Below are 18,763 nucleotides of genomic sequence, written 5' to 3' on the forward strand. Positions count from 1 at the left end.
CACGACGGTGCCGGCGTTCGCCTACTGGTGGCGGTTGTTCTTCTTCATCAGGAAGACGACCACGCCGACAACCAACACGGCGGTCGTGGCGAGACAGAAGAGCACGCTGATGTGCCACGGCTTGATTGCACCCATGACCGGGCACCGTACCGGCAATGGCAGTTGGCCGGGGTCCGGAGCAGGAGAGCGTGCGGGCATCCGGCGACCACCGCGCCCGACGAGCCGTGTCGCACCCGCTCAGCCTCACGGCGGGCCGGACGTCTCCGATGCGGCCGCCCGCCTGGGCTTCGCGGGCAGGGCGAGGGCGTAGCCCTCCTCACGACGGACCACCATGGACAGCTCCTCCAGCAGCGACAGCTTGCGCAGCGCGGTCCGTACGTCGACACCGGCGCGGGCGGAGAGCCGGTCCACGCCCATCGCGCCCCGACGGGGCAGCGCCTCCAGCAGCGACCGCGCGTCGTCGTCGAGTGCGTCGGCGGCCCGCTGCGGCCCACGTGCCGACGGGGCCAGGTCCGCGCCGATCCGGCCCACCTCCTCCAGCACGTGCGCCACCCCGGTGACCAGCCGGGCCTTGTCGGGGAACTCGCGCAGGAACTCGTGTGCGCCGACGGACATCGCCGAGGTGACCGGCCCCGGCACCACCATGGTCACCCGATTGGCGTGGATGGCTCGCCGCGCGGTCTGCGTCGCGCCGCTGCGCGCCGAGGCCTCCACCACGACGGTGCCCCGGGTGCCCACGGCGATCACCCGGTTACGGATCAGGAACCGGGGTCGCAGCGGCTCGGCACCCGGAGGCCACTCGCTGACCAGCAGACCCGTCTCGGCGATCCGGTCGAAGAGCGCGGCGTTGCCCATCGGGTACGGGCGGTCGAGCCCGCAGGCGAGCACCGCGACGGTCAGCCCGCCCGCGGTCAGGGCGCCCCGGTGGGCGGCGGCGTCGATGCCGAACGCGCCACCGGACACGACAGTCCAGTCCCGCTCCGCCAACCCGTACCCCAGCTCGGTTGCGACGTGCTGCCCGTAGCCGGTGGCGGCCCGGGCCCCGACCACCGCCACCGAGCGGTCCAGGGCTTCGCCGAGCGGCCAGCTTCCGCGTACCCAGAAGCACAGCGGCGGGGCGGTCTCGGCGTCCACCCGGCGGCTGACGTCCGGCAGACGCAACGTGGTCAGGCCGGCGACCTGGGCCGGCCACTCCTCGTCGTCCGGCGTGACCAGCCGGGCGCCCAGTCGGTCCGCCCGCTCCAGAGCCTCGGCCGCCACCGCCCGCGCGTCGCCGGCCGCGGACCGTGCGGCGACGGTGGTGTGCAGCCAGCCGTCCGGGCTGCCGCCGTCGAGCAGCAGATCCAGGGTCGCCACCGGGCCGTGCCGTTCGACCAGCCGGTGCACGGCGCGTGTGCCCGGCTCCGCCAACCAGGTCAGGGCGACCCGGGCCAGCCTGCGCTCATCCTCGGCGTTCACGTCGCCTCCCCCGTCCGTAGTTGCAGCGCTTCCCGGACGTCGTCCTGGTCCGGTCGGTCCCGGCCGTCCAGATCAGCGATGGTCCAGGCCATCCGGATCACGCGGTCGAAGCCGCGTGCCGACAGCGAGCCGGAGTCGAGCCGGCCCCGCAGCTCGACGGTGACCCGGGCCGGCAGTCGCCACGGCGGTCGGCGCAGGTACGGGCCGTCCACCTCGGCGTTGAGCCGCCGGCCGAGGTCGGCCCAGCGAGCGGCCGCCGCCTGCCGGGCCGCCGCCACCCGGGTGGCGACCGTCGCCGACGGCTCGACGCCACCGTCGGTCGCCATCAGCTCGGCCGCCCGTACCGGCATCAGTCGCACCTGGACGTCGATCCGGTCGAGCAGCGGACCGGAAATCTTGCCCAGGTAGCGGCGGCGGACCAGCGGCGAGCACTCGCAGTGCGCGTCGCCGGCCGGCTTCGCGCACGGACACGGATTGGCCGCCAGCACCAACTGGGTGCGCGCCGGGTACACGGTGCCGCCCCCGCTGCGGCTCAACTGGATGTGGCCGTGCTCCAGCGGCTGGCGCAGCGCCTCCAACGCACCCTTGCTGAATTCGGGGGCCTCATCCAGGAACAGCACCCCGCGGTGCGCCAGCGACACCGCGCCGGGCCGGGCCAGCCCCGAGCCACCGCCGACCAGCGACGGCACCGTCGCGGTGTGGTGCGGCGCCTGGAACGGCGGGCGACGCAGCAGGCGACCGCCGGGCGGCAGCAGCCCGGCGACCGAGTGCAACGCGGTGACCTCCAGCGCCGCGTCGTCGTCCAACTCGGGCAGGATGGACGGCAACCGTTCGGCGAGCATCGTCTTGCCGGCGCCCGGCGGGCCGAGCAGCGCCACGTGGTGCCCGCCGGCGGCGGCGACCTCCAGGGCCCGTCGACCCAGCTGCTGCCCGGCGACCTCGGCGAGATCCGGTCCGTCGGCCGCGGGCGCCGGGATGTCCGCCGGTGGCTCGATCAGTGGGGTTCCGTCGCGAACGAAGGCGACGAGCCGGTGCAGGGTGTCCACCGCGCGTACCCGTACGCCGGGGATGACGGCGGCCTCGGCGGCGTTGCCGACCGGGACGATCACCCGCGTGACGCCGGCCCGGGCCGCGGCGGCGACCATCGGGAGGACGCCGCGTACCGGCCGGACCGTCCCGTCGAGCCCCAGCTCCCCGAGGACCACCACCCCCTCCAGGGGAAGCAGCGGCAGCTCGCCCGAGCCACCCAGTAGCGCGGCGGCGATGGCCAGATCGAAGGCCGAGCCGAACTTGGGCAGCGTGGCGGGGAGCAGGTTGAGGGTGATCCGCCGGTTGGGCCAGCGCTGGCCGGAGTTGACCACGGCGGCGCGGACCCGGTCGCGGGCCTCGTGCAGGGCGGTGTCCGGCAGACCGGAGATCACCACCGCCGGCAGGCCGGCGGCCAGGTCGGCCTCCACCTCGACGAGGTGGCCGGTCACCCCGACCAGCCCCACGCAGAGCACCTTCGCGTAGCTCACAGCGCGTCACCGATCCTCCGGGTGCGCATGTCAGAACGCGCCCTTGAGGTGGTCGACCTGCGCCGGCCCGGCGTCGGGTAGCAGTACGGACAGCACGTCGAAACGCACCTCCTCGGCGGTCGTACCGGTTTCGGTCAGCCACCGCGCGGCGAGCCCGCGCAGCCGGCGGGCCTTGGCCGGCACGACCGCCTCAGCCGGGCTGCCGAAGCCGTCACCCCGGCGGGTCTTCACCTCGCAGAAGGCGAGCACCGACCCGTCCCACGCGATGATGTCGATCTCCCCGGCCGGGCAGCGCCAGTTGTGGGCGATCGGGCGCAGCCCCGCCTCGGTCAGGTGCCGGGCCGCGCACCGCTCGCCGTACGCGCCAACCGCCTGGTTCCGCTTCGTCATGGCCGGCACGGTGCCCGCCGGAGGACGATCGCCGCGACCCGGCGGCGGCCCCGCTGTGGACAACGGGTGTGCTGTGGACAGTCAGACGATCATGCCCACGCTGTGCTAGCGGCGTCGCCGACCTGTCTTCACCGGCCGGCGGCGCGGACGGCTGGGCTGAAATGGCGCGGGCGTGGCCGGTCGCATACGGTGCCTGACGTGGACGGACGACGGAGTTTCCCGGAAGATCAGGAGTCGCGCTGGTACCCCGACGAGCGGGGTCGCGGTTACGGCGAGTCGGAGTGGCGCGGCGCGGGCGAACCGCGGTACCGGGACAGCGAGATTCCCGACCAGCGGGGCGCGGAGGACGCCCGATCCGTCGAGGACACCGGTGTCGGACGCCGCCGGGAGCCGGACTCGGGGCGCTTCGGCGCGGTGGACGCGAGCCGTTTCGGCGGTTCGCCGGAGCCGGACCCGGGTCGCCTGAGCGCCGTGGACCAGGGCCGTTTCGGCACCCCGGAGCGGGACTCGGGCCGCTTCCCGGCGGTCGACGCCCAGGCCGGGCGATTCGGGGCGGTGGACAACGACTCCGGACGCTTCGGCGCGGTGGACCCCCTCGGTGACGGCCGGCCGGAGTCGGACGGGTACCGGGCGACCCGTTCGCGCAGGGCGGACCGGGACCCGTCGGAGGTTTCCGGTGAACTGCCCGGTCGTCGGGCCGCCCGGGAGTCGGCCGCCGTCGAGACTCCGTTGGCGAACACCACGTCGGAGACCGCCCGCGACACCGCGTCGGCGGCCGGTGTGCTCGCCGACCAGGCTCGTCCCGCCCCGCTCAGCGGGTACCCGATCATCGAGCCGACCCGCGGTGGCGGCGACCCGCCGCACCCGCTGGAGATGCCGACCGGCCCGATGCCGGGGATCGGCCCCCGACCCGACCTGCCCGGTGCCGAGCCGCCGGTTTACCCGCCGGCGCCCGACGGCGTCTACCGGACCCGTCGACCGGTGCTGGCCGTACTCTTCGCCCTGCTGGTGTTGATCTTCGAGGTCCCCGCGCTGCGGGTGCTGCTCGCGGGTGTGACCGGGGATCCGGTGGACGCCGGGAACGTGGTGGTCGGTATCGCCCTGGTCGCCGGGCTGCCGATCTTCGCGACCGGACTGTACGGGCTCCGAACCGGAGGTCTGGCGCTCTCCGACAACGGTCGGGGCTGGCTCCGCCCGCCGACGGCCTACCTGACCGTCGGCCTGGTGCTCTTCGTGGCCGCCGCGCTCGCCGCCGGCTGACCGACCCGCGGCCCCGGGGTGGCGCCCCGCGCGCACCCCGGGGCGGCTGAACGGGTGAAGGGCGTACACTGGCCAACTGGCGACCGCCTCGTGCGGTCGACCTCGCGCGCCCTCTTCACGAATCGTCGTGGAGCGACGGCCTCCCTGGTCCCGATCTTGATCGGGCCCACCATGGGCCGGCGACCAGGCGCCAGGACGCCCGGCCACCGGCCGGGCGTGACAACCAGGGACCTTGAGGAGTACCCCAACCATGGCCGTCGTGACCATGCGTCAGCTGCTGGAGAGCGGTGTCCACTTCGGGCACCAGACCCGGCGCTGGAACCCGAAGATGAAGCGCTTCATCATGACCGAGCGCAACGGCATCTACATCATCGACCTGCGCCAGACTCTCGAGTACATCGAGAAGGCGTACGAGTTCGTGCGTGGGACCGTCGCCGAGGGTGGCAGCATCCTGTTCGTCGGCACGAAGAAGCAGGCCCAGGAGGCGATCGCCGAGCAGGCGACCCGGGTCGGCCAGCCGTACGTCAACCACCGCTGGCTCGGTGGCATGCTGACCAACTTCCAGACCGTGTACAAGCGGCTGCAGCGGATGAAGGAGCTGGAGGGCCTGGGTGACCTGAGCGGTACCGCCGCCGGTTACACCAAGAAGGAGACCCTGCAGCTCTCCCGCGAGAAGATCAAGCTGACCCGCACCCTCGGTGGCCTGCGGGACATGCAGAAGCTTCCCGCCGCGGTGTGGATCGTCGACACCAAGAAGGAGCACATCGCCGTCGACGAGGCCCGCAAGCTGGGCATCCCGGTCATCGCGGTGCTGGACACCAACTGCGACCCGGACGAGGTCGACTTCCCGATTCCGGGTAACGACGACGCGATCCGCTCGGCCGAACTGCTGACCAAGGTCGTCGCCGCCGCCGTCGCGGATGGTCTGATCGCGCGTTCCGGCCGCCGCCGGGGCAACGACGAGAAGCCCGAGGGCGTCGCGAGCGACGAGCCGCTGACCGAGTGGGAGCGCGAGCTGCTCGAGCCGAAGAAGGCTGACGAGTCGGCCGCCCCGGCCGAGCAGGCCGCCACCCCGGAGCAGCCGGCGCAGGCCGCCACCGAGCAGCCGGCGACCGCCACCGCGGAGTGATCGCACCGTCGCTGCCGCGCCGTCCGTTTTCGCGGACGGCGGGCAGCGACGGTACGCCGGGCACGATCCGCCCGGATCCGGGTAACCGGCACCTCTGACCATCCACACGCCGTCTCAACACCGAAGAGAGAGCCATGTCCCAAATCACCGCCGCGGACGTCAAGAAGCTCCGCGACCTCACCGGCGCCGGCATGATGGACAGCAAGAAGGCGCTGACCGAGGCCGAGGGCGACTTCGACAAGGCCGTCGAGATCCTGCGCGTCAAGGGCGCCAAGGACGTCGGCAAGCGGGCCGGCCGTACGGCCGCGAACGGCCTTGTCGCCCACTCCGGCAAGTCGCTGCTCGAGCTGAACTGCGAGACCGACTTCGTCGCCAAGACCGACTCGTTCATCGCGCTGGCCCAGCAGCTGGTCGAGCACGGTGACCGCTCCGGCGTGAACACCGCCGAGGAGCTGCTCGCCACCGAGCTCGACGGCAAGGTCGTCGCGGACCTGATCCAGGAGCAGTCCGCCAAGATCGGCGAGAAGCTGGTGCTCAACCGGTTCGCCCGGGTCGAGGGCACCATCGCCGTCTACCTGCACCGCAAGGCCCAGGACCTGCCGCCGGCCGTCGGCGTGCTGGTGTCGTACACCGGCAAGAGCGACGAGGCCGGCGACGCCGACGCCCGTGGTGTGGCCATGCAGATCGCCGCGATGCGGCCGAAGTACCTCACCCGGGACGAGGTTCCGGCGGAGGTCGTCGAGTCCGAGCGGCGCATCGCCGAGCAGACCGCCCGGGAGGAGAACAAGCCCGAGGCGGCCCTGCCGAAGATCATCGAGGGTCGGGTGAACTCCTTCTTCAAGGACTTCGTCCTGGTCGAGCAGGCGTCGGTGGCCGACAACAAGAAGTCGGTGAAGCAGCTGCTGGCCGAGGCCGGCATCGAGGTCACCCGCTTCGTGCGGTTCGAGGTCGGCCAGGCCTGAGCCGCCACCGGGCGCCGCGCGCGCCCGTGGGCAGAAGACGTCAACGAGGAGGCCGCCGGTGTACGTGACAGGCACCGCGGCCTCCTCGTCACATAGGGTCGGCAGCGGCAGGTTCGCGGTACGCGCCGCACGGGGCGTGCGCGTGGGGAAGGGCGGGGCGGATGACGCAGGTTGTGAGTGACCGGACGCTGGAGCTGGACGATCCGACGGCACCGCCGCCGGGGCGTGCCCGCCGGGTGGTGCTGAAGCTCTCCGGTGAGGTCTTCGGTGGCGGCGCGATCGGCGTCGACCCGGACGTCGTCCAGGCCATCGCCCGGCAGATCGCCACCGTGGTCCGCCGCGGCGTGCAGGTCTCCGTGGTGGTCGGCGGGGGCAACTTCTTCCGCGGGGCGGAACTGCAGAAGCGTGGGATGGACCGGGCCCGCGCCGATTACATGGGCATGCTCGGCACCGTGATGAACTGCCTGGCCCTCCAGGACTTCCTGGAGAAGGAGGGCATCGAGACCCGGGTGCAGAGCGCCATCACGATGGCCCAGGTCGCCGAGCCGTACATCCCGCTGCGGGCCATCCGGCACCTGGAGAAGGGCCGCGTGGTCATCTTCGGCGCCGGCGCCGGGATGCCGTACTTCTCCACCGACACGGTGGCCGCCCAGCGGGCGCTGGAGATCCGGGCCGACGTGGTGCTGATGAGCAAGAACGGCGTGGACGGCGTCTACACCGCCGACCCACGGATCGACCCCACCGCCAGCAAGCTCGACTCGATCACCTTCTCCGAGGTGCTACGCCGCAACCTGCGGGTGGCCGACGCGGCGGCGTTCAGCCTCTGCATGGAGAACGGTCTGCCGATGCTGGTCTTCGGCGCGCAGGGTGACGACACCATCATCCGCGCGGTGGGTGGCGACAAGATCGGCACCCTGATCACCGCCTGAGCCCCGCAGACGGCGACGGCAGCGGTCTGACGACTTTCAGCAGAGCCCACGACGAGCACAGAAGGAGGCGAGGAGACCGGTGATCGACGACACCCTCCTCGAGGCCGAGGAAAAGATGGACCGTGCGGTTGAGCACGCCAAGGAGGAGTTCGGCGCCATCCGTACCGGTCGCGCCAACGCCGCCATGTTCTCCAAGGTCATCATCGACTACTACGGCACGCCCACGCCGCTGACGCAGATGGCGTCCATCGCGGTTCCCGAGCCGCGGATGGCCGTCATCAAGCCGTACGACAACTCGCAGATCAACGCGATGGAGAAGGCGATCCGCGACTCGGATCTCGGGGTGAACCCGAACAACGAGGGCACCCAGCTGCGCATCCTGCTCCCGCAGATGACCGAGGAACGCCGCCGCGACATGATCAAGGTGGCTCGGCACAAGGGCGAGGAGGCCAAGGTGGCGATCCGCAACGTCCGCCGCCGTGGCAAGGAGGAGCTGGACCGGATCGTCAAGGACGGCGAGGCCGGCGAGGACGACGGCCGCCGCGCCGAGAAGGAACTCGACGACCTGACCCAGCGCTACGTGGCCACCATCGACGACCTGGTGAAGCACAAGGAAACCGAGCTGCTCGAGGTGTGACGCATACTCCGAGGCCCGTTCCCGACGCCGGGAACGGGCCTCGTGCCGTCAATCAGCAGGGAATCCAGACGGTCCTGGTGCGCTCGGCGAACTGCTCGCCGGTGTCTGCGTCACGCAGCGAGAAGCGGGCGGTTGCCCGGCCGGGGTGCAGCGCCGGAGCGATGCGGGCGAACGCCATCGAGAGTTCGACGGTGCCGCCGTCACAGACGATCTCGCCGGCGCCGCGTCCCCCGGTGGCCCAGAGGGTCGGCAGGCCGTCCTGCACCAGCGACGCCGACATGAGGACGAAGCCGGCCGGGCAGTTGCGGGCGGTGGCGGTGACCGACGTTGCCGGATACGTCACGCCCGGCTCGCCGGCGGGCGGCTCGAACGGGAACAGCTCGCTGGCGTGGCGGTCGATGGTGATCCGGGTCTGTGTCGTGGTGGCGGCGGCCGGTGACGCCGCTGTCAGGACCATGGCGGCCACGGCCAGCGCCGCGAGACCGAACTTGTACATGTGAGTGCCCTTCCCCGTTCGGACGCGCCGGCGGGTGCCGGCGCTCCACCAGCGGACCACGCCCGCGGTTGCGGCTCAGTAGTCGATCGAGCACCGGACGAGTCGGATCGACGGCTGCGGATCGCCTGCGGCCTGTCGTGCCGGATGGGTGTGCGGTGCTGGCCGGCGCCCTGGCGGCGAGGGGTGACGTCGGTCGGCGTGCCTCGTCCGCCGTGCCGGTCCGGCGTGTGCAGTAGGCTCGGCAGGATTCCCGGCCACCGGGTGGTGAACACCGGGGATCGACCGACCGTCGGGGCGGTCAATCGGAGGAACATCGCACGTGTAGGGGATGCTTGTGGTCTTGCGTCATGTGGTGGTTCTCGTGCCGCGTCGCGGTGCGTGATGTCCCACCCCGACCCCTACGGCAGTGAGCCTCGCGGCTGGGACCGGCCGGAGCGCCCGGTGGCGCTGCCGTGGCCGGATCAGGAGCTGGAGGCCGGCCAGTGGAGCCGCCGTCCGGCCGCCGGCCCGGAGCTGTACGCCGAGCCGCACGCCCGGCCGTACGCCGACCCGCGCCCCGCTGACCCGTACGACGAGCGTGGTCGCCCGGTCCGTCCGGACGACCGCTTCGACGACCGCGACCGGCATGTCCGGTTCGACGACCGCAACCAGCCCGACCGGTACGACGACCGGGGTCGCGGCGACCGGTACCTCGATCGTCCCCCCGTCGCTGGCGACGGGCCGCCCCGGTACGACGGCCCGGACCGTGGGCGCTTCGACGAGCCGGGCCGCGTCGACGGCCCTCCCGCCGGTGTCGACGACCCGGGGTACCCGACCGAGCTGCTCGAGCCCGTCCGGGCCGAGGTGGTGCCGGACGAGGCGCCCCCGACCGGTCGACGACCGAAGGGGCGACGTCGGGCCAGCCTCGACCGACCGGCCACCCAGCAGGTGGGCACCGGGCGGGCCGGGCGCAACCTTCCCGCTGCGATCGGGGTGGGGCTCGGCCTCGGCGCGCTGATCGTGGTGCCGCTGGTCGTCTACCCGCTGGCGTTCCTGCCGGTGATCGCCGCAGCGGTCGCGGTCGGCATCTGGGAGATGGCCCGGGCGGTCCGGCGCAGCGGCGCGCATCCGCCGCTGGTGCCGCTGATCGCCGGTGGCGTGTTGACGGTGGGGCTGGCCTGGTTCGCCGGCCCGGACGCGCTCAGCCTGGGGCTGCTGGTCACGGTGCTGGGCACCATGATCTGGCGGTTGGGTGACGGGCCGGCCGGCTTCCAGCGGGATCTCACCGCGGCCACCTTGATCGCCGTCTACGTGCCGTTCCTGGCCGGGTTCGCGGCGTTGCTGGCGGCGGCCCCCGACGATGGCCCGCTGCGCATCCTGGCCACCCTGATCGGGGTGGTCCTCTCGGACACCGGTGGGTACGCGGCCGGGGTCTCCTTCGGCAAGCACCCGATGGCCCCGTCGATCAGCCCGAAGAAGTCCTGGGAGGGCTTCGCCGGCTCGGTCACCGCGGCGGCAGCGGGCAGCGCGTTGCTGCTGTGGCTGATGTTCGAGGTGGCCCCCTGGTGGGGTGCGCTGTTCGGGGTGGCCGTGTCCTGCGCGGCGGTCCTCGGCGACCTGGCCGAGTCGATGATCAAGCGGGATCTCGGCGTGAAGGACATGAGCAACCTGCTGCCCGGCCACGGCGGTCTGATGGACCGACTGGACTCGATCCTGTTCGCGGTGCCGACGGCCTACCTGCTGTTGGCGGTCCTCGTGCCGGTGGTGGGCTGAGGTATGAATCACGGCTACCCGGTCATCCGGCTCCGGTGGTCGCGCCCCGTTCGACACCTCCGGACCGGCACCCGCCGCCGACGGCGTGACACACTGGACCAGCCATGACGAGCCTGCCTTTGATCCCCGCCACCTCGGTCGCCCCCGCCGCGCGCCGGGCCTCCATGCCCCCTCAGCACCTCGCTGACCTGGACCTGGCCGGCCGCCAGGCTCTGGTTACCGGGTTGGGGGAGCCGGCCTTCCGCGCCAAGCAGGTCTCCAACCACTACTTCGGGCGGCTGGTCCGCGACCCGCAGGCGATGACCGATCTGCCCGCGGCGACCCGGGAGCGGCTGGCCGACCAGTTGCTGCCGCCGTTGCTCACCCCGGTGCGCGAGTTGGCCTGCGACGACGGCGCCACCCGCAAGGCGCTCTGGCGGCTGCACGACGGTGCGCTGGTGGAGAGCGTGCTGATGGGCTACCCGGACCGGGTGACCGTCTGCATCTCCAGCCAGGCGGGATGTGGCATGGCCTGTCCGTTCTGCGCGACCGGCCAGGCGGGGCTGACCCGCAACCTGTCGACGGCGGAGATCGTCGACCAGGCGGTGTACATGGCCGGGGTGGCCGCCTCCGGTGTGGTGGCCGGCTCCCCGCCGAGGCTGTCGCGCGTCGTCTTCATGGGCATGGGCGAGCCGCTGGCCAACTACAACCGGGTCATCGCGGCGATCCGTCGGCTGGTCAGCCCGGCTCCGGAAGGGCTCGGTCTGTCCCAGCGGCACATCACCGTTTCCACGGTCGGCCTGGTTCCTGCCATCCGCCGACTGGCCAGCGAAGACCTCTCAGTGACCCTTGCGTTGTCGTTGCACGCGCCCGATGATGATCTGCGCGACGAACTCGTGCCGGTAAACCAGCGCTGGAAGGTAGCCGAGGTGCTGGACGCAGCGTGGGACTACGCCGCCCGGACGGGCCGCCGCGTGTCGATCGAGTACGCGATGATCAAGGACGTGAACGACCAGCCGTGGCGAGCCGACCTGCTCGGTCGGCTGCTGGCCGGCAAGTTGGCCCACGTGAACCTCATTCCGCTCAATCCGACGCCGGGCAGCCGCTGGGACGCGAGCCCGAAGCCGGTCGAGCGGGAGTTCGTCCGGCGGTTGCGCGAGGCCGGGGTGTCCACCACAGTTCGTGACACCCGGGGCCGCGAGATCGACGGCGCGTGTGGCCAGCTCGCCGCCGCCGAGGACAACGACACCAACACCGACCGCGCCGGAGAGGCACCGGCGTGACCGGGCGTGGCGAACGAGACCAGGAGACATAGTGGCGAGTCAGGGTCAGCGTTTCCGGCGCAAGGCGCTCCGCCGGGGATACAAGGTCGACGAGGTGGATGCCTTCCTCGACCGGGTCGAGGCGACGCTCGACGGCCGACAGGTCGGCGCCCCGGTGGCCTCCCAGGAGGTTCACGACGTCGTCTTCCGGGTCCGCTTCAACGGCTATGACGAGTGGCAGGTCGACCTGCACCTGGATCGGGTCGAGCGGCAGCTGGCCGAGTTGGAGGAGCGCAACAGCGCCGGGCGCGGTGCCGACCCCCGGATGGGCCCACCGGACCGGATGGGGCCGCCGATGCGTGATGACCGGGGCATGGTTCCGCAGCCGATGCCGCCCCGGCCGATGCCCGCGCAGGCCGGCCCGCCCTACGGTCGCTACGACGAGCCCACCGGCGCCTTCGCCGGTGGGTACGACGCCCCTCGCGGCGGTGGTTACGACGCGCCACGTGGACCGGCCGGCCCCCCGATGGGTCCCGGTGGCCCGATGGGCCCCGGCCCGATGGGTGGCCACGGCATGCCGCAGCGCGGCCTGCCCGCCGGCCCCAGTGGGTACGGCCCGGACGACCAGCGTGGGCCCGTTGGGTACGGCCCGGACGACCAGCGTGGGCCCGGTGGGTACGGCCCGGACGACCAGCGTGGGCCCGGTGGGTACGGCCCCGACGACCAGCGCGCGCCCGGCGGTTATCCGCCACCGCCGGAGGAGCCGCGCTTCGACGGCTTCGAGGCCGGGCGGCACGGTCGCGCCGACATGACCGCCGAGATCCGGATGCCGGAGCGGGACCTGCGCGACATGCGCCGTGGTCCGGCCGGTCCGCCTCCGCTGCCGCAGCAGGGCATGGGTGGCCCGCCGATGGCCGGCCCGCCAGCGGTCGCCGGCCCACCGATGGGTGGCCCGCCCATGGGTGGCCCCCCGATGGCTGGTCCGCCCGGCAGTGACCTGTACCGGGTCGACCAGATCCGCCGTAGTTTCCAGGTGCGCCGGTTCGGCAGCGGGTACGACCCCGACCAGGTGGACCGGTTCTTCGAGACGCTGCTCGGTGGCATGCAGCGGCGCAACCCGATGCCGGTCGACCCGAAGGACCTGGACACCCTCCGGTTCGGCCTGGTGCCGGGTGGCTACTTCGAGGCCGAGGTCGACGCCGCGCTCAAGGACGTGCAGGACATCCTCTTCGGGCGCTGATCCCGACGCGTACGGACGAGGGCCCGTCCCCCGGGTGGGGGCGGGCCCTCGGCGTTCTCGGCCGGCGTCCGGCGGTGGGTCAGGTCAGGAGCGCAGACCGTTTCGCCGCAGCACGATGTCGCCGATCACGATGATCAGCAGCAGCGCGGCCAGGCCGATCAGCCAGATGTCCTCGACCCTGCCCTCGTGGTTGCCGCAGATCATCGCCAGCAGCGCCAGTGCGGACAGCACGGCGCCGATCTGCCCGGCCTTGCGGTGCCCGGGCTTGTGCTGGTCTGGCGACGTTACCGGCTCGCTTCCTGCCACTGTCGGTCCTTCCCTCGCGATCGGATCTTTGGTTAGTCTGGCACGCCTTGTGTCAGGCCCGGCGCAGGGTCCGGCCAGTTGAGGGGACGGCAGGACTCGCGAGGAAAGTTCGGAGCTGTCGAAGGCCGCCTACGGGGCCGTGTCCTGGCGGCGAGGGGGCGGGCGGCCTGTCGCGGGCGGGCCGAACGGCACTACCGGCGTCGCGGGGCGGTGGTCAGACTCGCTCCGGTAGCGTTTGGTGTACACCTGATTGTCTGTTTGAGGGGGACTGTGCGGTGCGAGTGACCGGAACCGGGCACGCCAGCATGCGGATCGACACGGCTGCGGGCAGCATCCTGTGCGACCCGTGGGTCAACCCGGCCTACTTCGCCTCGTGGTTCCCTTTCCCGGACAATTCGCTGCTGGACTGGGAGAGTCTGGGTCAGGTCGACTACCTGTACGTCTCCCACCTGCACCGGGACCACTTCGATGCGAAGCACCTGCGGGACTTCGTCTCCAAGGACGCCACTGTCCTGCTCCCCGAGTTCCCCACCTCGGAGATGGAGGACGAGTTCCGGGCGCTGGGCTTCACGAAGTTCCTGAAGGCGCCCAACGAGCAGGTCGTGGAGCTGCCCGGCGGGCTGAAGATCATGATCCAGGCGTTGACCAGCCCGACCGACGGGCCGATCGGCGACTCGTCGCTCTGGGTGGAGTACGACGGGGTGCGGCTGCTCAACCAGAACGACGCCCGTCCCACCGACTTGAGCGTCTTCGCCGAGTTGGGGCACGTGCACGCGCACCTGCTCCAGTTCTCCGGCGCGATCTGGTACCCGATGGTCTACGAGCTGCCGCAGGCGGCGAAGACCGCGTTCGGCAAGCAGAAGCGGGACCGGCAGTTCGACCGGACCTGGCGCTACATCGACGACCTGAAGGCCGATCACGTCTTCCCGATCGCCGGGCCGCCGTGCTTCCTCGACGACGAGCTGTGGCAGTTCAACGACATCCACGGCGACGAGGGCAACATCTTCCCCGACCAGTCGGTCTTCCTGTCGGAGTACGCCAAGGTCGGCGGCACCAACGGGATCGTGCTGCTGCCGGGCAGCGTCGCCGAGGTCACCACCGAGGGCGCGAGCACCATCCACCCGGTGCCGGTGGAGGAGTTCTTCGCCAACAAGGTCGCCCACCTGGAGGAGATGCGGGAGCGCAAGCGCCCGATCATCGAGGCGGAGAAGGCGTCCTGGCGGCACCCCGAGGTGGACGTGCTCGGGGAGATGAAGCGTCGGATCGAGCCGCTGCTCGACGAGTCGATCTACCTGGCCAAGGGGGTCGGCGGTCCGGTCCGTTTCGACCTGGTGGGTTACGACGGTGAGAGCGTCGAGTCGATCGTGGTGGACTTCCCGGGCAAGGAGGTCCGGCCGTACGCCGAGGAGAAGGTCCGCTACCGGTTCCGTACCGACCGGTCGCTGATCGAGCACCTGCTCTTCATCGACGAGGTGGACTGGGTCAACTCGCTCTTCCTGTCCTGCCGGTTCTCGGCGGCCCGGATCGGCCAGTACAACGAGTTCGTCTACGCGTTCTTCAAGTGCCTCTCCGAGGAGCGGCTCCAGTACGCCGAGGGCTGGTACGACGAGCACGAGCGCACCACCGACGCCGAGGACATCACGTTGGGCGACTGGGTGGTGCAGCGCCGCTGCCCGCACCTGAAGGCGGACCTGACCCGCTTCGGCATCGTCGAGGGTGACCAGCTCACCTGCCAGCTGCACGGTTGGCGCTTCGATCTGCCGAGCGGCCGCTGCCTGACGAGCGTCGGCCACAAGGTGCGCGCCCACCGCGTAGACGCCGAAACCCCCGCCCCCGCCGGCGAAGCGGTGATCTGACCCCCGCCCCATCCTTGTCGATCATGAAGTTGTTGCCTGCCATGACGGCGTGTCGTGGCAACAACTTCATGATCAACCGAGGGGTGGGGATCAGGTCGACAGGTCCTTGAGGATTCGGCGGGCGGCGTTGTGGCCGGCTGCGCCGATGACGCTGCCGGCCGGGTGGCAGCCGGCGCTGCCGGCGTACACGCCGTCGATGCCGGTGGCGTAGGGCATCCGGTCGGTGAACGAGACCGTGTTGTCGACGTGGTGGATGTGTCCGCCGGTGATGCCGAAGTGCTGCTCGATCCCGGGCGGCGGCAACGGCACCGCGTCGGCGATCAGGTCGGCGGTGCCGGGGGCGTACCGCTCGACGATCCCGATCAGCCGGTCGACGTAACCGGGCAGCGCCGCGTCCCAGGTGGTGCCGGCCAGCTCGTAGGGGACCGACTGCACGAAGAGCGCCGACGAGTGGTGCCCGGCCGCGTCGGAGAGCGACGGGTCGACGGTGGTGTGCAGGTACCACTCGATGGTGGGCTCCGCCGGCAGCCGCCCGGCCTGTACGTCCGCCCACATCGCGCGCAGCGCGGTCATCGGCGACGCGTCCGCCCCGCCGACCAGTGACGCCGAACCGGGCAGCAGGTGGATGGTCGAGCCGAACGGGCTCGGCGTACCGTCCGGCAGGCAGGAGAACCGGGGCAGCCCGGTGAGCGCCAGGTTGAGCTTGAGCGTGGTGCCGGGCCGGCGGACCGCCGCCATCCGTTCGCCGAGCCGCGCCGGGAGCGCGCCGTTGGGCAACAGGTCCATCAGCCGGTACGGGTCACACGCGCCGAGCACCACCCGGGCGGCGACCTCCCGACCGTCGGCCAGCACGACTCCGCTCGCCGCGCCGCCGTCCAGGGTGACCGCGCGGACCGGCGTACCGGTCAGGATCGTCGCCCCGGCAGCGCGCGCGGCCTCGGCGAACGTCCGCGAGACTGTGCCCATCCCACCTTCGGCGATCATCCAGGTGCCGCCGGATCCGGGCAGCCGGCACATGTTGTGCACGAGGAAGTTGTGGCCGGTGCCGGGGTCGTCCGGGCCGGCGTTGAGCCCGGACAGGCCGTCGGTGACCGCGTACATGCTGACCAGCAGTTCGGAGCGGAACTCGAACCGGGCCAGGTAGTCGGCGACCGAGCCCCGCACGAGGTCGACGAAGACCGCACGCAGCGCCGGGCGGACATACCGCTCGGCGGTCTCCTCGACGGTCAGCGGCTCGGCCAGCCAGGCCGGCGCGAGGTCCTCCCGCAGCGCGGCCAGTTCGGCCTGCATGGCGTCGTCGGCGGCCACGTCGGCGGGGGAGAAGAACTCGGCGAGCTGTGCCCGGGTGGCGGCGGTGTCAGTGCCGAAGAGCAGGTACGGCGAGCCGAGGCCGCCCGGGGTGGGGAGGAAGTAGTGCGGGTCGCGGCGCAGCACCGGAATCCGCACGTCGAGCGTGGCGAGCAGCTCCGGGGGCATCAGCCCGAGCAGGTACGAGCCGGTGGAGTGGCGCAGCCCCGGCACCTTCGGGAACGGGTTCTCGGTGCGGGTCGCGCCGCCGATCACGTCGGCGGACTCCAACACGAGGACGTCCAGGCCGGCGCGGGCCAGCAGGACCGCGGAGACCAGACCGTTGTGCCCGGAACCGACGATCACGACGTCGGCCCGAGCCGGAATCTCACTGCTCATGCCACTGCACCCTAGTCCGCGCCCCCACCCCCGTCCTCGGTGATCATGGAGTTGTTGCCACCCGCCGCGGCGTGTCGTGGCAACAACTTCATGATCAACCGGGGTTGGCGGTGCGTTTGGCGCGCCAGTGGGAGAGGGCCAGGGTGGCGGAGTAGCCGGCCAGGACGATCACGTGGAACAGGTAGAGCCAGAGGAGTACGGCCACCCCCGCGCCGATCTCGTCGAAGCCGCCGAACGGCACCCCCAGGTCCAGCGGGAGCGAGGCGAAGAGGACGAAACCGTGCATGAAGCCGGAGAGGTTCGCCGCCGTGAACGACCCGATCCCGAGGGTGGAGAGCCAGTCCGGTGAGGCCGGCCCGACGACCCGGAACACCCACACCAGCACCGGCGTGAGCACCAGCCAGACCCCCAGGAACGACAGCACCACGCCGAGCGCACCGAGCCAACCGCCCTGTCGTACGAGTCGGGTGGTGAGTGGGAGCGCCAGCAGGATCGACAGCAGCAGCGCGGGGGCCGGCGCGAGCAGTGGCAGCAGCAGGAGCCGGCCCCGCCAACCGACCAGGTGCTCGTCGGAGCGGGGCGCGGCCACCGAGACGAACGCCCGGCGCAGGCCCTCGCCGTACAGCGAGGCGGGCAGCAGGGAGGCCAGCGCGAGCAGCGGGGTCAACTCCACCCCGGCGTTGACGAGCGCGTCCACCGCCCGGGGCGCGCCGATCGCGGTGGGCAGGGCCTCCACGGCGTACGAGGTGAGCCGGCGTACCCGGTCGGCCCCGGCCACCAGCGCGGTGAGCCAGATCGCCAGCAGGGCGACCGGCACCACGGCGATCGCCCCGTAGAAGGTGATCGCGGCGGCGTGCAGCGACAGGTCCCGTCCTCGTACCGGGCGGAACGCGGCACTGGTGATCCGTTTCGTGCGCTGCCATCCGTTGCCCATCGGGTCCTCCTTCCCTGTCGTCGGGGCCGTCACTCCTTAAGATCGCCGGTCATGACTGTTCTCACCACCGAACGCCTGATCCTGCGCGACTGGACCGACGATCCGGCCGATCTGGCCCGGATCTACGACATCTACTCCCGCCCGGAGATCACTCGTTGGTTGGCGGTGTCGCCGGGCCTGCCGATGATCGACCCGGCCCAGGCCGTCGAGCGGCTGCGCATCTGGCAGGACCGGCACGCCGCCGACGGTGGCCGGTACGGCACCTGGGCGGTCGAGGTACGGGAGACGGGTCAGGTGGTGGGCACTCTGTTGCTCAAGCCGCTGCCCGGGCGGGACGAGTCGCGCCGGACCGACGACATCGAGGTGGGGTGGCACCTGCACCCGGATTCGTGGGGGCACGGCTACGCCACCGAGGCGGCCCGCGCGGCGTTGGCCCGGGAGTTCGCCGCCGGCACCCGGGAGATCTACGCGGTGGTGTCACCGGGCAACGAGCCGTCGATGGCCGTCGCTCGGCGGCTGGGCATGACCCACGTGGGTCAGCGCACCGACTGGTACGGCGGGGAGCTGTTGGAGACCTTCGTCCGGACGGCACCGGATGCCTGATCGTTCCCGTACGACCTGATGCAAGATCCGCGCAACCTCGGGGAAGGTGTGGCCTCCGGTCGTCGGAAAGTCGCACCTTCCCCGAAATTGTGGGCAGGTCAGCACTGGCGACGGCCGATCGGGCAGGCAAGTCCGTCAATAATCACGGGTGTCGAAGTGTTGACGCTCCCGTAGCACGTCAGTAATCTTTGGGCCAAAGTAGCGAAAGATTTCGACAAAGACGTGCACGGTTCTGCGCACAGCCTCGGAAGATTCAACGGGCCTCCTCGGGGGCCCGTTGATGGTCGTACCCATCTGGTGTTTCCAGGACGGGCGGCGCCCCCGCGCCGCCCGTGCCATCCCGTCTCTCTCGACGCCGGCCCACTCG

The 18,763-nt window shown here is 71.7% G+C and carries 16 protein-coding genes and 1 pseudogene; 10 read left to right on the forward strand and 7 right to left on the reverse strand.

All coding sequences use genetic code 11. The features are described from left to right. Positions 1-243: 243 nt before the first annotated feature. Genes QSK15_RS07810 through QSK15_RS07820 form a run of 3 tightly spaced genes read right to left on the reverse strand, consistent with a single transcriptional unit; the run spans position 244 to position 3,365 of the window. Positions 244-1,458, reverse strand: a complete 1,215-nt coding sequence (locus QSK15_RS07810) for a DNA-processing protein DprA (protein WP_285793538.1) — start codon at positions 1,456-1,458, stop codon at positions 244-246. Then, positions 1,455-2,975 carry a YifB family Mg chelatase-like AAA ATPase gene (locus tag QSK15_RS07815; protein ID WP_285793539.1) on the reverse strand — a complete coding sequence of 507 codons (1,521 nt, stop codon included), beginning with the start codon at positions 2,973-2,975 and terminating at the stop codon, positions 1,455-1,457. Before QSK15_RS07815 ends, QSK15_RS07810 begins: the two co-directional genes overlap by 4 nt. Before the next feature lie 30 nt (positions 2,976-3,005). After that, a complete protein-coding gene (locus tag QSK15_RS07820; protein WP_285793540.1) occupies positions 3,006-3,365 on the reverse strand; it encodes a YraN family protein in 360 nt (119 codons plus the stop codon). A 161-nt stretch (positions 3,366-3,526) separates the two neighbouring features. On the opposite strand from QSK15_RS07820, the pseudogene QSK15_RS07825 reads away from it, so the two are divergent. The 5 genes and pseudogenes from QSK15_RS07825 to frr all read left to right on the forward strand — a co-directional run bounded on the left by QSK15_RS07825 (position 3,527) and on the right by frr (position 8,282). Further along, positions 3,527-4,625: pseudogene (locus QSK15_RS07825) on the forward strand (hypothetical protein). A 250-nt stretch (positions 4,626-4,875) separates the two neighbouring features. After that, positions 4,876-5,754 carry a 30S ribosomal protein S2 gene (gene rpsB, locus QSK15_RS07830; RefSeq protein ID WP_285793542.1) on the forward strand — a complete coding sequence of 293 codons (879 nt, stop codon included), beginning with the start codon at positions 4,876-4,878 and terminating at the stop codon, positions 5,752-5,754. A 134-nt stretch (positions 5,755-5,888) separates the two neighbouring features. Continuing rightward, a complete protein-coding gene (tsf, locus tag QSK15_RS07835; protein WP_285793543.1) occupies positions 5,889-6,716 on the forward strand; it encodes a translation elongation factor Ts in 828 nt (275 codons plus the stop codon). Between the two features lie 161 nt (positions 6,717-6,877). Then, complete coding sequence (gene pyrH / locus QSK15_RS07840) at positions 6,878-7,645, forward strand: UMP kinase (RefSeq protein ID WP_030335195.1); 768 nt, start codon at positions 6,878-6,880, stop codon at positions 7,643-7,645. A gap of 79 nt (positions 7,646-7,724) precedes the next feature. After that, the gene (gene frr, locus QSK15_RS07845) at positions 7,725-8,282 is read left to right on the forward strand and encodes a ribosome recycling factor (protein ID WP_030335193.1); all 558 of its coding nucleotides are present in this window, start codon (positions 7,725-7,727) and stop codon (positions 8,280-8,282) included. A 52-nt stretch (positions 8,283-8,334) separates the two neighbouring features. On the opposite strand, the gene QSK15_RS07850 is transcribed toward frr, so the two are convergent. After that, positions 8,335-8,778 carry a hypothetical protein gene (locus tag QSK15_RS07850; protein ID WP_285793544.1) on the reverse strand — a complete coding sequence of 148 codons (444 nt, stop codon included), beginning with the start codon at positions 8,776-8,778 and terminating at the stop codon, positions 8,335-8,337. 381 nt (positions 8,779-9,159) lie between these two features. On the opposite strand from QSK15_RS07850, the gene QSK15_RS07855 reads away from it, so the two are divergent. The 3 genes from QSK15_RS07855 to QSK15_RS07865 all read left to right on the forward strand — a co-directional run bounded on the left by QSK15_RS07855 (position 9,160) and on the right by QSK15_RS07865 (position 13,011). Beyond that, positions 9,160-10,530 carry a phosphatidate cytidylyltransferase gene (locus QSK15_RS07855; RefSeq protein ID WP_285793545.1) on the forward strand — a complete coding sequence of 457 codons (1,371 nt, stop codon included), beginning with the start codon at positions 9,160-9,162 and terminating at the stop codon, positions 10,528-10,530. A 104-nt stretch (positions 10,531-10,634) separates the two neighbouring features. Then, positions 10,635-11,792, forward strand: a complete 1,158-nt coding sequence (gene rlmN / locus QSK15_RS07860; RefSeq protein ID WP_285793546.1) for a dual-specificity RNA methyltransferase RlmN — start codon at positions 10,635-10,637, stop codon at positions 11,790-11,792. A 31-nt stretch (positions 11,793-11,823) separates the two neighbouring features. After that, entirely contained in the window at positions 11,824-13,011 is a 1,188-nt protein-coding gene (locus tag QSK15_RS07865; RefSeq protein ID WP_285793547.1) for a DivIVA domain-containing protein, read from the forward strand. 84 nt (positions 13,012-13,095) lie between these two features. Here QSK15_RS07865 and QSK15_RS07870 read toward each other — a convergent pair whose 3' ends face one another. Continuing rightward, the gene (locus QSK15_RS07870) at positions 13,096-13,317 is read right to left on the reverse strand and encodes a DUF2631 domain-containing protein (RefSeq protein WP_130408195.1); all 222 of its coding nucleotides are present in this window, start codon (positions 13,315-13,317) and stop codon (positions 13,096-13,098) included. Between the two features lie 275 nt (positions 13,318-13,592). Between QSK15_RS07870 and QSK15_RS07875 the strand changes: the two genes are divergently transcribed. Next, a complete protein-coding gene (locus tag QSK15_RS07875) occupies positions 13,593-15,173 on the forward strand; it encodes a Rieske 2Fe-2S domain-containing protein (RefSeq protein ID WP_285793548.1) in 1,581 nt (526 codons plus the stop codon). A 90-nt stretch (positions 15,174-15,263) separates the two neighbouring features. On the opposite strand, the gene QSK15_RS07880 is transcribed toward QSK15_RS07875, so the two are convergent. Beyond that, the gene (locus QSK15_RS07880; protein ID WP_285793549.1) at positions 15,264-16,859 is read right to left on the reverse strand and encodes a phytoene desaturase family protein; all 1,596 of its coding nucleotides are present in this window, start codon (positions 16,857-16,859) and stop codon (positions 15,264-15,266) included. 94 nt (positions 16,860-16,953) lie between these two features. Next, the gene (locus tag QSK15_RS07885; protein ID WP_285793550.1) at positions 16,954-17,793 is read right to left on the reverse strand and encodes a YhjD/YihY/BrkB family envelope integrity protein; all 840 of its coding nucleotides are present in this window, start codon (positions 17,791-17,793) and stop codon (positions 16,954-16,956) included. A gap of 51 nt (positions 17,794-17,844) precedes the next feature. Here QSK15_RS07885 and QSK15_RS07890 point away from each other — a divergent pair, with 51 nt between their 5' ends. Further along, positions 17,845-18,396 carry a GNAT family N-acetyltransferase gene (locus tag QSK15_RS07890; RefSeq protein WP_285793551.1) on the forward strand — a complete coding sequence of 184 codons (552 nt, stop codon included), beginning with the start codon at positions 17,845-17,847 and terminating at the stop codon, positions 18,394-18,396. Positions 18,397-18,763: the final 367 nt, after the last annotated feature.

This window comes from Micromonospora sp. NBRC 107095, assembly GCF_030269705.1.
Lineage (GTDB): Bacteria > Actinomycetota > Actinomycetes > Mycobacteriales > Micromonosporaceae > Micromonospora > Micromonospora parva.